The sequence below is a fragment of the Amycolatopsis sp. NPDC114505 genome (assembly GCF_055633615.1).
This window is the reverse complement of the sequence record NZ_JBVKDV010000002.1, coordinates 447,436-460,772: the sequence shown is the minus strand read 5'-3', so window position 1 is coordinate 460,772 and position 13,337 is coordinate 447,436. Positions and strand designations below refer to the sequence as shown.

The 13,337-nt window shown below is 71.4% G+C and carries 10 protein-coding genes; 2 read left to right on the top strand and 8 right to left on the bottom strand.

Annotated elements, in window-relative coordinates; all coding sequences use genetic code 11:
* The first annotated feature begins 124 nt into the window (after nt 1–124).
* Nucleotides 125–1,570: an amino acid permease gene (locus ACZ7OU_RS20225; protein ID WP_470239024.1), complete on the top strand. Its 1,446-nt coding sequence runs from the start codon at nt 125–127 to the stop codon at nt 1,568–1,570.
* On the opposite strand, the gene ACZ7OU_RS20220 is transcribed toward ACZ7OU_RS20225, so the two are convergent.
* The 3 genes from ACZ7OU_RS20220 to ACZ7OU_RS20210 form a co-directional block, all read right to left on the bottom strand.
* A complete protein-coding gene (locus tag ACZ7OU_RS20220; protein ID WP_470256217.1) occupies nt 1,548–2,330 on the bottom strand; it encodes a DUF6885 family protein in 783 nt (260 codons plus the stop codon). The genes ACZ7OU_RS20225 and ACZ7OU_RS20220 overlap by 23 nt on opposite strands.
* 49 nt (nt 2,331–2,379) lie before the next feature.
* Nucleotides 2,380–3,735 carry a type I glutamate--ammonia ligase gene (locus tag ACZ7OU_RS20215; RefSeq protein ID WP_470256216.1) on the bottom strand — a complete coding sequence of 452 codons (1,356 nt, stop codon included), beginning with the start codon at nt 3,733–3,735 and terminating at the stop codon, nt 2,380–2,382.
* Between the two features lie 791 nt (nt 3,736–4,526).
* Entirely contained in the window at nt 4,527–5,333 is an 807-nt protein-coding gene (locus ACZ7OU_RS20210; protein ID WP_470256215.1) for an EamA family transporter, read from the bottom strand.
* 342 nt (nt 5,334–5,675) lie between these two features.
* Here ACZ7OU_RS20210 and ACZ7OU_RS20205 point away from each other — a divergent pair, with 342 nt between their 5' ends.
* Nucleotides 5,676–5,852: a DUF7455 domain-containing protein gene (locus ACZ7OU_RS20205; RefSeq protein ID WP_284745229.1), complete on the top strand. Its 177-nt coding sequence runs from the start codon at nt 5,676–5,678 to the stop codon at nt 5,850–5,852.
* Nucleotides 5,853–5,990: 138 nt separating this feature from the next.
* On the opposite strand, the gene ACZ7OU_RS20200 is transcribed toward ACZ7OU_RS20205, so the two are convergent.
* The 5 genes from ACZ7OU_RS20200 to ACZ7OU_RS20180 all read right to left on the bottom strand — a co-directional run bounded on the left by ACZ7OU_RS20200 (nt 5,991) and on the right by ACZ7OU_RS20180 (nt 13,222).
* Nucleotides 5,991–7,172, bottom strand: a complete 1,182-nt coding sequence (locus tag ACZ7OU_RS20200; protein WP_470238531.1) for an ROK family protein — start codon at nt 7,170–7,172, stop codon at nt 5,991–5,993.
* A gap of 11 nt (nt 7,173–7,183) precedes the next feature.
* Nucleotides 7,184–8,650, bottom strand: a complete 1,467-nt coding sequence (locus ACZ7OU_RS20195; RefSeq protein WP_470238532.1) for a sugar ABC transporter permease — start codon at nt 8,648–8,650, stop codon at nt 7,184–7,186.
* A gap of 20 nt (nt 8,651–8,670) precedes the next feature.
* Entirely contained in the window at nt 8,671–9,444 is a 774-nt protein-coding gene (locus ACZ7OU_RS20190) for an ATP-binding cassette domain-containing protein (protein ID WP_323334881.1), read from the bottom strand.
* Nucleotides 9,445–9,686: 242 nt separating this feature from the next.
* The gene (locus ACZ7OU_RS20185) at nt 9,687–10,826 is read right to left on the bottom strand and encodes a sugar ABC transporter substrate-binding protein (RefSeq protein ID WP_470238533.1); all 1,140 of its coding nucleotides are present in this window, start codon (nt 10,824–10,826) and stop codon (nt 9,687–9,689) included.
* 659 nt (nt 10,827–11,485) lie between these two features.
* Nucleotides 11,486–13,222 carry a DEAD/DEAH box helicase gene (locus ACZ7OU_RS20180; protein ID WP_470238534.1) on the bottom strand — a complete coding sequence of 579 codons (1,737 nt, stop codon included), beginning with the start codon at nt 13,220–13,222 and terminating at the stop codon, nt 11,486–11,488.
* Between the last annotated feature and the right edge of the window lie 115 nt (nt 13,223–13,337).

Sequence of the window (13,337 nt, the reverse complement as noted above, 5' to 3'; positions counted from 1 at the left end):
GCCCAGCATTCCGGTGCGGGACCGATCGCGCCATCCGCGCGGGGTCACGTCACCCCGGAACCGTTCTGCGGAAATCTCCGTGACCTTCTAACTTCTCCCCATGGGTGTGCGGAGAACCTTGAACGTGGACGACGTCCTGAAGCGCCAGGACTCCGGGGAGCTCAAGCGGCGGCTGCGCGGGCGCGACCTGGTGGGGTTCGGTGTCGGGATCATCATCGGCACCGGCATCTTCACCCTCGCGGGCGTCGAGGCGAAGACGCACGCCGGGCCCGCGGTGACGCTGTCGTTCGTGCTCGGCGCGGTCGTCGCGGGGCTCGCGGCGCTCTGCTACGCCGAGCTCGCCTCCAGCGTCCCGACGGCCGGCAGCGCCTACACCTACGCCTTCGCGACCCTCGGCGAGGTGTTCGCCTGGATCATCGGGTGGGACCTGCTGCTGGAGTTCGCGCTCGGCGCGGCCGTGGTGTCGCGCGGCTGGTCCGGCTACCTGGCCAACCTGCTCGGGCTGTCGCCGGAGTGGTTCGGCGAGGACGCGAAGGTGAACGTCGGGGCGGTGCTGATCATCGCGGTGCTGACCGTCGTCGCCGTGCTGGGCATCAAGGAGTCGGCCTGGCTGACCAACCTGCTCGTCTGCGTGAAGGTCGCCGTCTGCGTGCTAGTGCTGGCGGTCGGCCTGTTCTTCGTCAAGGGCGCGAACCTGACGCCGTTCATCCCGCCGGCCCAGGCACCCGCGAACGGCAGCACGGTGCTGGAGCAGCCGATCGTCCAGGCCGCGCTCGGCCTGGAGCAGTCCGTCTACGGCATCGCCGGGATGGTCACCGCGGCCGCCATCGTCTTCTTCGCCTACACGGGTTTCGAAGCGCTCGCGAACCTCGGCGAGGAGACGCTGAACCCGAAGAAGGACCTCCGGGTCGGCATCCTCGGCGCGCTGGCCGTGTGCGCGGTGCTCTACATCGGCGTCTCGATCGTGCTGACCGGGATGATCCCGTTCACCGACATCGACACCGGCGCGCCGCTGGCGGACGCGTTCGACAAGGTCGGCCAGCACTGGGTCGGCGCGCTCATTTCGCTCGGCGCGGTGACCGGGCTGACGTCGGTGATGATGGTCGAGCTGGTCACGATCGGGCGGATCGGCTTCGCCATGGGCCGCGACGGCCTGCTGCCGAAGGCGCTCGGCCGGACCCACCCGCGCTGGGGCACCCCGCACCGGATGACCATCGGCGGCGCCGTGCTGATCGCCGTGCTGGCCGCGTTCATCCCGATCTCCGAGCTGGCCGACATGGTGAGCATCGGCGCACTGTCGGCGATGATCATCGTGGCCGTCGCGGTGCCGGTGCTGCGCCGCCGCCGGCCCGACCTGGACCGGCCGTTCTCCGTGCCGTTCTCGCCGGTGGTGCCGATCGTGGCGGCGCTGGCGTGCTTCTACCTGATGCTCAACCTCAACGTGCTCACCTGGATCCGGTTCGCCGTGTGGCTGGCGCTCGGCCTGGTCATCTACGTCACCTACGGCCGGCGGCACTCCCGCTTCGCGCCCGGGAACGCCGAGGAAGTCAGTCCCAGAACGACGGAGTGAGGCCGGCGACGCGGGCCGCTTCGCGCGTCACGGCGACCTGGTCCGCGTCGACGACCACCAGCACGCCCAGCCCGGCGAGCGCCGCGGCGACCCATTCGACGGGCTGGCCGTGGATCCCCTCCTCGCCGAAGGACGGGTAGGTGTCCACAACGGACAGCAGCGTGCCCTCGGCACCGATCCGGATGCCCGCCACGAGCACGAAGTGGCCGCCCGGCGGCCGCCAGCGGGACGTCCACAGTGGAGGGACACCGGTGTCGAGGTAGTCGAGCAGCGCGCGTTCCGGCGTGTCGTGGGCGCCGAGCTCGGCGCCGTCGATCCGGGCGATCACCGCGACGCGCGGCACGTCCCACAGCCCGACCAGCAGGTCGAAGAGCGTCTCGGTGGTCCACTCCCCCGTCACCGGCACCGCCGCGAGGGCCCCGCCCGACAGCGAGCCGATGGCCGTCGCCAGCCCCGAAACGCGCGTCCCCGCCGCGGCCGGGTCGTCGACCATCGGCACGGGCAGGCGGAACTCCGGACGGCCCGCCTCGCCCGGCGGGCGCACGACCGGCCCGCGGACCGTCCCCGCGGCCATCGCGACCGCGTCCTGGTCGGGCACGTCGAGCCCGGCCGCGCGCAGGGCCGCGAGCCCGCAGAACGCGGCGGCCAGGCCGTCCTTCTGGGGCAGCTCCGCCTGGGCGAGGGCGGCCAGGCGGGCCCCGCCCGGCAGCCACCGCACCCCGGACAGGTCGAGCTGCCCGCCGTCGATCCCCGAAGACATCGGTCCCCTCAGCGGTTTCCCGGATTCGATGGGGTCATTCTCCCAGACCTCAATAACGCCACAGGTGCGCGGCGACGATCTCGTCGGCCGTGCGCTCGGCCGCCCACGCCGCGTCGGACGCCCGGACCGCGCGGAAGGCCCCGAGCAGGTCGTCACCGAGCACGCCGGCGACGCGCGGCGAGGCCGTGAGTGCGGCGTCCTGCCCGGCGGTGTCGGCCGGCAGCCGGCGCACCCCGCGCGTCTCCCGCTCGCCTTCCGTCCAGCCGCCCGGGTCCTCGGCGATCGGCTCGGGCAGCGCGGCGGAGTCTTCGATGCCGGCCATCCCGGCGGCCAGCACCACGGCCAGGGCGAGGTAGGGGTTGGCGGAGGCGTCCGACGTCTTGAGCTCGACGTTCGCGTGGTCGGCGCCCAGCAGCGGCGAGCCGGGGACGTACCGCAGCGGCGCCTCCCGGTTCTCGACGCCCCAGAACGCGTACGCGCCCGCGAAGTAGCCGGGGCGCAGCCGCAGGGTCGACGGGACGCTCGGCGCGGTGATCGCGGTCAGCGCCGCCAGGTCGCGCAGCAGGCCGGTGAGGTAGCCGGCGCCGTCACCGGTGGGGACGCCGCTTTCGTCGTCGAGGAGGTTGCGGCCCTTGCGGCGGACGGAGGTGTGCAGGTGCCAGCCGTTGCCGGCCGCGCCGAGCCCGATGAGCGGCGCGAAGCTGACGACGAGACCGTGCGCGTGCGCGGCGGCGTGGATGGTCTGGCGGGCCAGCAGCTGGTCGTCGGCGGCGGAGACGGGATCGGTGGCGGCGAGCGACAGCTCGACCTGCGCCACGCCGTACTCGGCGTGCAGCTGGCCGATCCGCAGGCCGTTGGCGGCGAAGTCGTGCAGGAGGGCGGCGACGAAGCCGTCGAGCCCGACGAGGGCGTGCGGGCTGTAGGCGGGCCCGGGGTGCCCGGGAGCGGCGACGATGTCGGCGCTGCCCGCGGGCGCGACGGCGAACTCGAGCTCGTAGCCGGCCCGGAACTCGAGGCCGCGCCTGGCGCCCTCGGCGACCTGCGCTTCGAGGACGGAGCGCTGGCAGTAGGGCCACGGATCGCCGTCTCGCGTGAGCTGCCGGACGGGAGCCCAGGCGAGCGCGGGCTGCCCGGCGAGCCGCCGCAGCCGCTCGACGACGGGCACGAGCCGGACATCCCCGGAGGGCGTGGCGAGGCCGGCGTGGCCATAGGTGATGGCATCGTGACTGTCGAAGACGGCGAACAACGAGGTGGCGCCGACGCCCCGGGTAGCGGCCTCGGCAAGCCCCCCGACGGGAACGATCCGCGAGCGCGGGATGCCGTTGTTGTCCGCCCAGGCGAGGTGGACCCCACCCACCCCGGCGGCGGCGAAGTCCTTCGCCGCGGCCGACGCCGCCTTGGTCATGGCACCCGCCTCCTCCGGCTCAGTATCGCGGTCCGAGGTGACGGAAGCCATCACGGCCGCCGGGCGGGTGCCTGCCCTCGGCCTGACGCGGGAGCTGCCGCCCGACGCGGGGAGCTGCGACCCGACGCGAGGAGCTGCCGCCCGACGCGAGGAGCTGCGGCCTGCTCGGGCGGTCGGCGGTCTTGTCGCCGGCCCGGCCCCGGACACGCCCCGCCCTTCCCTGGGGGACGACCCCTGTCCAGCGTATCGGCGGAGGCCGACGAAAAGCCCCGGCAAGCGGTCGCCGTGGCTCGGTTGTCCACATCACGGCCGACCTGTGGACAAGCGGCCCGGCGAAGGCGCCGCGGCCGGTTCGGAGTGGGCCGGACATAGAGGATGACGCATTCGGGACCTCGAAAGTCGCGACTGACTCATTCGCGACGCTGCCCGACGGCGGCTCGCTCGGCCCGGCTCGGCCGGCTGCAGGACCGCGAGCGGCCCGGCAGCCCGGCGGCATCCAGCCCGGGGACGCCGCCCAGCCCTATGCGCTCAGGCTGGCGGCACCCCGCCAGGCAAGCCGTCAGCCCGGCGGCGGGTCAGCCGGGCGGCACTTGGTTCGACGCCTCGCCAACCTGACGGCACCGCCCAGCCAGGCGCGCTCAGGCTGGCGGCGCCCAACCACGCAGCGGGTCAGCCCAGCGGCACTCAGCCGGCGGCACCCAGCCCGGGGGCGCTGTCAGCCTGGCAGCGCCCAGTCCCGCGCCTCGCCGGCCCGCCAGCGCCCACCCTGGCAGCGCCCAGTCCGCCAGCCCTCACCCCGGCGGCTCCGGAGCAGGCCGCACGGGCTCATCCCGGCTCCGCAACGCCACCCCACCCACCACAGCCAGCGTTCCCAGCGCCTCGGGCCACGACGGCACCTGACCCAACCCCACGAACCCCATCACCCCGGCCGTCACCGGCAGCAGCGCCAGCAGCACCGCGAACCGGGCCTGCCCCAGCCGGCGCAGCACCACCTGGTCGAGCGCATACGGCACCACCGTCGACAGCACCCCCACCCCGACCCCCAGCAGCAGCATCCGTGGCGAAGACCACACCTCCCCGGTCCCGATGGCCAGCGGGGACAGCACCACCGTCGCCGCCGCGAAGCCGATCGCCAGGCTGTCGATGCCCGATCCGTCCGATGACGCCACCCGCTTGCCCAGCAGGATGTAGCCCGCCCAGGCCGCCGCCGCGCCCAAAGCGAACAAAACGCCCATGACCGACCCCGACAGCTGGACGTCGGCGATCGCCACCACCCCGCACGCCACCAGGACCACCGCCAGCACGTCGCGCAGGGAGCGGGAGCCGAACGCCGCCACCAGGACCGGGCCGATGACCTCCATCGCCACCACCGTCCCCAGCGGGAGCCGGGCGATCGCCTCGTAGAAGAGCACGTTCATGCCCGCCGTCACGACGCCGAACGCGATCGCCAGTGCCAGCCGGCGGCCGCGCCAGGCCGCGCGGCCGGGGCGGCGCCAGGCCAGGAGCACCACCGCCGCGCCGAGGCAGCGCAGCCAGGCCACCCCCGCCGGCGTCGCGTGGCCGAAAAGGCCGACCGCGATGGCCGCTCCGGCGTACATCGAAATTCCGCTGAGAACGAACAACAGCGGAGCGGGGACCCGGGAAACCCGTCGGGGCGAAGTCACCGTACTCACCACCCCATGGTGCCTGACCACGGAAAACGTAACTCTCCGGGTATTCGTCTCCTGCATTGCGGGATGCCGCTACGACATCCGGGGTAAATCGGCGTGACTCAGGTCCCACCGGCGCGGGAACACTTGCGAGCCGCGAAACGTCTGGAAGAGTGGAAGCACGAACACCGCGGAGCCGAAGGCGATCGCCGCCACCGGCATCAGTCCCGAAGTGGGCGTAGCTGGATCGATGGCACCGGGCAACCGGTGCCGGGACGGAGGGAGACCCCCATGACAACGCCGACGCTCACCCGCCCCGAACTGACCGCCGCCGACCGCTGTGACCGGTGCGGAGCTGCAGCTCAGGTACGAGCCATCCTCAAGGGTGGCGAACTGCTCTTCTGCGGGCACCACGCCCGCGAGCACGAGGCCAAGCTCAAGGAACTGTCCGCCGACATCCAGCGGTAACCACTCCGAAACGCCGAAGACGGCCGGTGCGCACAGGCACCGGCCGTCTTCGTTTTTCTGCAACTTGCAAAGTGCGTGGCGGATATCACGGTAAGGCCGCGGAAGATACCTATTCCGGACACGAAACCGGACAGGAAATCAGACAGAATCCAGCACGACTTCGAACGCGACTTCCGCCGCGCCCAGCAGCTTCACATCGGCTCCCAGCGCCGAACTGATGATGCGGGTGCCGCCGACCGCCCGGCTCACCAGGCTCCGCCGGCGGACCTCCGAGCCGACGTGCCGCAGCACCGCCTCCGGCAGCACCGTCAGCAGGTCGCCGAGGATCACCAGCTGCGGCCCGAGCAGGTTGACGACGTTGATCAGCCCCAGGGTCAGCCACTCGGCGAACTCCGCCAGCCGCGACAGCGCCGCCTCCGGGTCGCGGCCCAGCTCGCGCAGCTCGAACAGGATCGCCCCGCGCGGGGTGTCCTCGGGCAGGCCGAGCGCCTGGCACAGCGCCGCCTCGCCGACCTCGGTCTCCCAGCAGCCGCTGCTGCCGCAGTAGCAGTCGCGCCCGTCCGGGCGGATCACCATGTGCCCGATCTCGCCGACGTAGCCGGAGCCGCCGCGCAGCGCCGACCCCTCGGCGATGACGCCGCCGCCGACCCCGACGTCCGCCGAGATGTACACCACGTCGGACGCCCCGCGGGCCGCGCCGCGCAGGTGCTCGGCGACCGCGCCGAACTCGGCGTCGTTGCCGACCAGGATCGGGATCTGCAGCACCGCGCCGAGCCGCTCGCCGAGCGCGACGTCGGTCCAGCGCAGGTTGGGGGCTTCGTGCACGTACCCGTCGGCCCGCCGGACGACGCCCGGCACCGACACCCCGGCCGCCACCGGGGTCACGTCGAGGTCGCTCGCCAGGATCGCGGTCGACTCGATGACGTGCGTGATGACCTCGTCGGGCTGGCCCATCCGGCCCCGCAGGTTCCAGCTGTTGCGGCCCAGGATCTGGCCACCCAGCCCGACGAGGGCGATCGCGACGTGCTCGACCTGCAGGTCGACCGCGAGCACGACCGCCGCGTGCGGCTGGGGCAGGACCAGGAGCGAGGGGCGGCCCGCCCCTCGTCCCGGCCTCGGCACCTTCTCCTCGACGACGCCGGCTTCCGCCAGCCCGTCGACGAGGGTCTTGATCGTGCTCCGGTTGAGCCCCAGCTCCGCGGCCAGGGTCGCCCGGGTGCTCGGCCCGCCGACGTGCAGCAGGCGGAGCAGGGTCGTGCGGTTGTGCCGGCGCACCTCGTCCGGTCGAGCAACGGGTGAGCTGGACACGGGCTTGATCATGCCAGGCTGGTTCAGCGCGTCGACGCAGCCGCGCGGCGCCGGGACAGCGCGTCGACCGTGGCGGCGAGCAACAGGACCAGACCGGTGACGATGTTGACCACCGCGGCCGGCTGCTTGAGCAGGCCCAGGCCGTTGATGACCACGGCGATCACGAGGCCACCGACGACGGCGTCGGCCACGCGGCCCTTGCCGCCGAACAGCGACGTGCCGCCGATGACGGCCGCGCCGACCGAGTACAGCAGCGTGTTGAGGCCACCGGACTGCGGGCTGACCGAACCGACCTTCGACGCGGCGACGATGCCGCCGATGGCCGCGACCGCCGAACCGATGACGAACACGCTCGCCCGGATCTTCGGCACGTCGATACCGGCGCGACGGGCGGCTTCCTTGTTGCCGCCGACCGCGTAGACGTACCGGCCGTACTTGGTCCGGTTGAGCACGTAGGTCCCGGCCACCAGCAGCACCAGCATGATCGGGATGACGTACGGGATGCCCTCGATCGTGACGACCGCCTTGTTCGGCGAGCGGTTGACCGTCAGCAGCCAGGTGCCCAGCGCCGACAGCACGACGAGCGCGCCGACCTTGGCCATCACCAGCGCCGTCGGCTGGACGACCAGACCGCGCTGCAGCCGACGGAAGTGGCTGAGCAGCGTGATCACCGCGAACCCACCGGCGGCGACGAGGAAGAAGATCCAGCTGCCGAGGACGTTCAGGTTGCCGTTGGCGATCTTGTACAGGACGTCGGAGTTGGTGATGCCGATCGTGCCGCCCTCACCGATGAACTGCAGCAGGACGCCCTGCCACACGATGAACAGCGCCAGCGTCACGACGAAGGACGGCATGCCGATCTTCGACACCAGGAAGCCGGTGATGCAGCCGATCGCGGTGCCGACGCAGATGGCCAGCAGGATCTCCAGCCAGGCGTTGGCGGGGACGCCGATCGCGACGATCAGCAGGCCGACCAGCGACAGCGCCGCACCGCCCCAGATCCGCTGGTAGGCCGAGAGCAGCATCGCCGCGGCGAGGACCGCGATGAACGTGACGAACACGCCGGAGCCCAAGGTGCCCAGCAAATTGCCTGCATGGACATAGTGCAGGGCCATCACCGACGCGGCGGTGCCGGAGGCCACACCGGCGGCGAGGTCGATCTCGCCGAGCAGCAGCACGAAGACGATGCCCATCGCGATGATGATCACGCCCGCGCCTTGCGGGAACACGTTGGCGATGTTGGCCAGCGTGAAGAAGTTGTCCGACAGCGCGCTGAACAGGATCACCAGCACGAGCAGGCCGAACAGCGACGGCAGGGAGCCGAGCTCACCGGCCCGGATGCGGGCGAAGTAGTCACGCAGCGCTTCACCGGTTGACATCGATGTCGTGTCGATGCCGAAGTCGGTGATCGCCGCGGTCGGGTTCTGGGTCTGCGCGAGCGCTTCCGCGGCCGGGGTGTCGACCTCGTGCTTGGCAGGGGTTTCAGTCATTTCCGGTTCTTTCTTCCCGCTCACAGGACCACGGCTTCGGGCCGGGCCAGACCGAGGTCACCGGAGCGACCCGCGGTGATCAGCTCCACGACCTGGCCGTGGCTGACGTCCTTCGTGTGCACCTCGGCGACGAGCCGGCCGAGGTAGAGCACGGAGATGCGGTCCGCGACCTCGAACACGTCGGCCATGTTGTGGCTGATCAGCACGACCCCGAGGCCCTGCTCGGCGAGCCGGCGGACGAGGTCGAGCACCTGCCGGGTCTGCGCCACGCCGAGGGCGGCGGTCGGCTCGTCGAGGACGACGACCTTGCTGTTCCACAGCACCGACTTGGCGATGGCCACGGTCTGCCGCTGACCACCGGACAGCGAGGAGACCGGGGTGCGGACGGACTTGACGGTCCGGACGGAGAGCGAGGCCAGCGTTTCGCGGGCGGCCTTCTCCATGCTGGCTTCGTCCAGCTTCCACGAGCTGCCGCGCTCGCGGCCGAGGAACATGTTCTGGACGATGTCGAGGTTGTCGGCGAGCGCGAGGTCCTGGTAGACGACCTCGATGCCGAGATCCGCGGCGTCACGCGGGCCGCGGATGTGGGTGTCCTTGCCGTTGAACCGCACGGCCCCCGAGTCGTACGGGTGGATGCCGGCGATGCACTTGACGAGGGTCGACTTGCCGGCGCCGTTGTCGCCGACCAGGGCGGTGACTTCGCCCGCACGCACGTCGAAGTCCACGTCGTGGAGGACGTGGACGGGGCCGAAGCTCTTGTTCAGGCCCTTGATCTCGAGGATGGGCTCACTCATGGATGGCATTTCTCCGAATTTCTGATGCCCTCTGCCGCCGCTGGGGCCAGGCGATCCCCGCGAACGGGGAGTGGGGACCGGGCCGGGACGCGCCGTCGGGGTGCGCGTCCCGGCCCGGCTGTTCTTGGGTACAGCACCGTTCGTCACCGATCCGGCCACAGTCACGGCCGAAGATTCGCGGCAACGGTTACGTGCCGCTCGAGGGGCGGCCTACTTTTGGCCGGATCGGTAACGGGGGCGGGTCAGGAGATGCCGAGCGAGCTGCACTTGGCGGCGAGGTCGCCACCGCAGATCTCGGCCGCCTTCACGTAGCCCTGGGTCACGACCGTCTTGACGTCCTTCTCCAGGATCGTCGTCGGGGTCAGCAGCACGGACTTGATGTCCCGGTTGTTCTTCGGGTCGTGCAGCTTCGCCGTGGCGATCGCGTCCGCACCGGCGGTGTCACCCTTGGCGAGGGCGGCGGCCAGCTTGGCGGTGGCCTCGGCCTCTTCCTTGATCGGCTTGAAGACCGTCATGTACTGGTCGCCGCGCATGACCGCCATCAGGCCGTCCGCGGTGGCGTCCTGGCCGGTGACCGGGACCTTCCCGTTGAGGCCGTTCTTCTTCAGGATGGTGATGACCGCGCCGGCCAGGCCGTCGTTCGCCGCGACGACGCCGTCGACCTTGCCGCCGTTGGCGGTGAAGATCTGCTCGAACGTCGTGCCGCCGAGCTGGTTGTCCCAGTCGTTGATCGGCTGCTTCTGGATCCGCTTGAGGGTGCCCGCCGTGTTCAGCGGGTCGAGGACGGAGTCCTGGCCCTTGGTGAACAGCGTGGCGTTGTTGTCGGTCGGGGCGCCCTCGATCTGGACGAAGCCCGCGCCGGGCTTGCTCTTCAGCGCGTCGGCCATGGCCTGGCCCTGCAGCTGGCCGACCTTCTCGTTGTCGAACGAGACGTAGTAGTCGGCGGAGCCGCCGAGGCTCGGGCGGTCGTAGTCGATGACCGGGATGCCCGCGGTCTTGGCCTTGGCCTCGACCGCCGCACCGACGGCCGGGTCACCGGGGGCGATGACCAGGACCTTGACGCCGGAGCTGATGAAGCCGTCCGCCAGGGTGGAGAACTTCTGGTTGTCACCCTGGGCGTTCTGGACGTCGACCTCGAAGCCCTGAGCGGTCAGCGCGGCCGTCAGCATCGGCTTGTCGAAGGCTTCCCAGCGGGCCGAGGTGGCGGTCTCCGGGAGGATGACGCCGACCTTGCCGCTGGCACCGCCCGCGGCGGCCGGCGCGGAGGAGGAAGCGGAGCTGCTCCCCGTGCCCCCGCTGTCCGAACTGTTGGCACCGCAAGCGGAGAGCACCAGGCCGGTGCTCACCGTGGCGGCGAGGAGGGTAAGGGTTCTGCTGCGCATCCTCGTTCCTTCCGGATCCAAGCATTGGTGACGAGTGGGCCCTCGACGTCGTCTCGGGCCCTGCGAGGCGGTGATCCGGAGGGTCCCGGCGCACCGTCGCGCATATGTTGTGGGCGACAACATATGCCGCTGAGCGGCTGCGGGGAAGATAGCTGGATCGATTAAATGACACCAATTGGACACGGTTCGGCAACACAGGCTGAGGGTCGCCCGGAAAGAGTAGATCCGCTGACGATGTGATCGCCAGCACTTACCGTGTGTTACATCCAGGTTTCCTGCCGAGGCGAAGATACTCCGCTGGTGTACACCCAGCGCGATCCGTCGCGAAGTGGTGGTGAATCCACGTCAACCGCGCGCGATTGGTCGCCGACTTGCGAACTTCGGACCGGAACGTGCCCGAAGCACCACCGGCCGGGGGACGCGCGGGCAGCCGGGGCACGACCGATCGGCCACGCAACGTCACGGAGTTGTGGAAGGTCTGGCGCGGCCCGGCGGAACGGACGGTGACGGCCGAGCTTCAGCCTCTCGGGCGACACCGCGGGCCCCGGGGAGCCGGCGGCATGGCCGGACGCGCGCGGGCGCTCGGCGGCGAACTGACCGCGGCGCCGCGCGAAGGCGGCCGGGCCCGACGCGTGGACGGGCTGCGCTCAGGTCGGGCCTCACCAGGTCCGCAGGGTGACGATCCGTTCCTCGAGCTGTTCGATGGTCGCCATCGCGGTCACCGGGCCGCCGCACACCCGGCGCAGCTCGTTGTGGATCGCGCCGTGGGGCTTCTTCGTGCGGTGGTGGTACATCCCCACCAGCGCGTTCAGCTCCTTGCGCAGGGTGCCGAGGCGCTCGCTCACCGACTGCGAACGGGCCGGCGCCGGCGCGGCCTCCTGCTTCGCGGGCTTGCGGCGCTTCTCGTCCGCGACCTGCTCTTCCTGCCGCTTCCGCAGCAGCGCCCGCACCTGGTCGGGCTCCAGCAGCCCGGGCAGGCCGAGGTACTCCTGCTCCTCGTCCGAACCCGAGAACACCGCCGTGCCGAACGAGTTGCCGTCGTAGATGACCTGGTCGAGCTCGGCCGAGGCGCCCAGCGACGTGAACGCCTTCTCCTCCTCGCCCGGCTCGTCCTCGGTGCGGTTGGCCTGGGCGAGGAGCTCGTCTTCCCAGCCTTCCTGCTCGCGGTGCGGCTTGCCCAGCACGTGGTCGCGCTGCGCTTCCAGCTCACTGGCGAGCTCCAGCAGCACCGGCACCGACGGCAGGAACACACTCGCCGTCTCGCCCTTCTTCCGGGCGCGCACGTACCGGCCGATCGCCTGGGCGAAGAACAGCGGGGTCGACGCGCTCGTCGCGTACACGCCCACCGCCAGCCGCGGGACGTCGACGCCCTCGGAAACCATCCGGACGGCCACGATCCAGCGCTCGTTGGTCTCGGAGAACTCCTTGATCCGGCCCGAGGCCTTCGGGTCGTCCGAGAGCACCAGCGTCGGCGTCTCGCCCGAGAGCCGCTCCAGGATCTTCGCGTACGCCCGCGCCGACTCCTGGTCGGTGGCGATCACCAGGCCACCCGCGTCCGGCACGCTCTGGCGCACCTGCGACAACCGGGTGTCGGCGGCCTGCAGGACCGCCGGGATCCACTCGCCGGCCGGGTCGAGCGCGGTGCGCCACGCCCGGGCGTTCTGCTCCGCGGTCAGTGGCTCGCCGAGCCGCGCGGTGAACTCCTCCCCCGCGCTCGTGCGCCAGGAGGCCTCACCGGAGTAGGCGAGGAAGACTACCGGCCGGACCACACCGTCGGCCAGCGCGTCCGCGTAGCCGTACGAGTGGTCGGCCTTGCTGCGCTGGAAGCCGCCGGAGTCCGGCTCGTAGGTGACGAACGGGATGGCCGAGTCGTCGGACCGGAACGGGGTCCCGGTCAGCGACAGCCGCCGCACGGCCGGGGTGAACGCCTCGCGGATCGCGTCGCCCCACGACTTGGCGTCGCCGCCGTGGTGGATCTCGTCGAGGATGACCAGCGTCTTGCGGTTCTCGGTGCGTACCCGGTGCAGCGTGGGGTGCGCCGCGACCTGCGCGTACGTCAGCGCGACGCCGTTGTAGTCCGACGACGTGACGCCGGTGGTGTTGCGGAAGTTCGAGTCGATCTGGATCCCGGCCATCGCGGCCGCGGCGGCCCACTGGTGCTTGAGGTGCTCGGTCGGGGTGACGATGCTGACCGCCTCGATCGTGCGGTCGGACAGCAGTTCGGCGGCGATCCGCAGGCCGAACACCGTCTTGCCGGCGCCGGGCGTCGCCACCGCGAGGAAGTCCTTCGGCCGGCGGGTCAGGTACTTGGTGAGCGCCCGCCGCTGCCACGCCCGCAGCGGGCGCGCGGTCGAGTCCTTCTCCGCGGGAGGCGCCCCGAGCTGCGTCTCCGTCATCGCCGATCCTCCCCCTCGCTCACGTGCTCCAAGTGCTTTGACGTGCGAAAACCCTCACTGTGGTACCGACTTCGGCTGTGACAACCGGGCTGGCGACTGCGGTGAGGGCACTGGA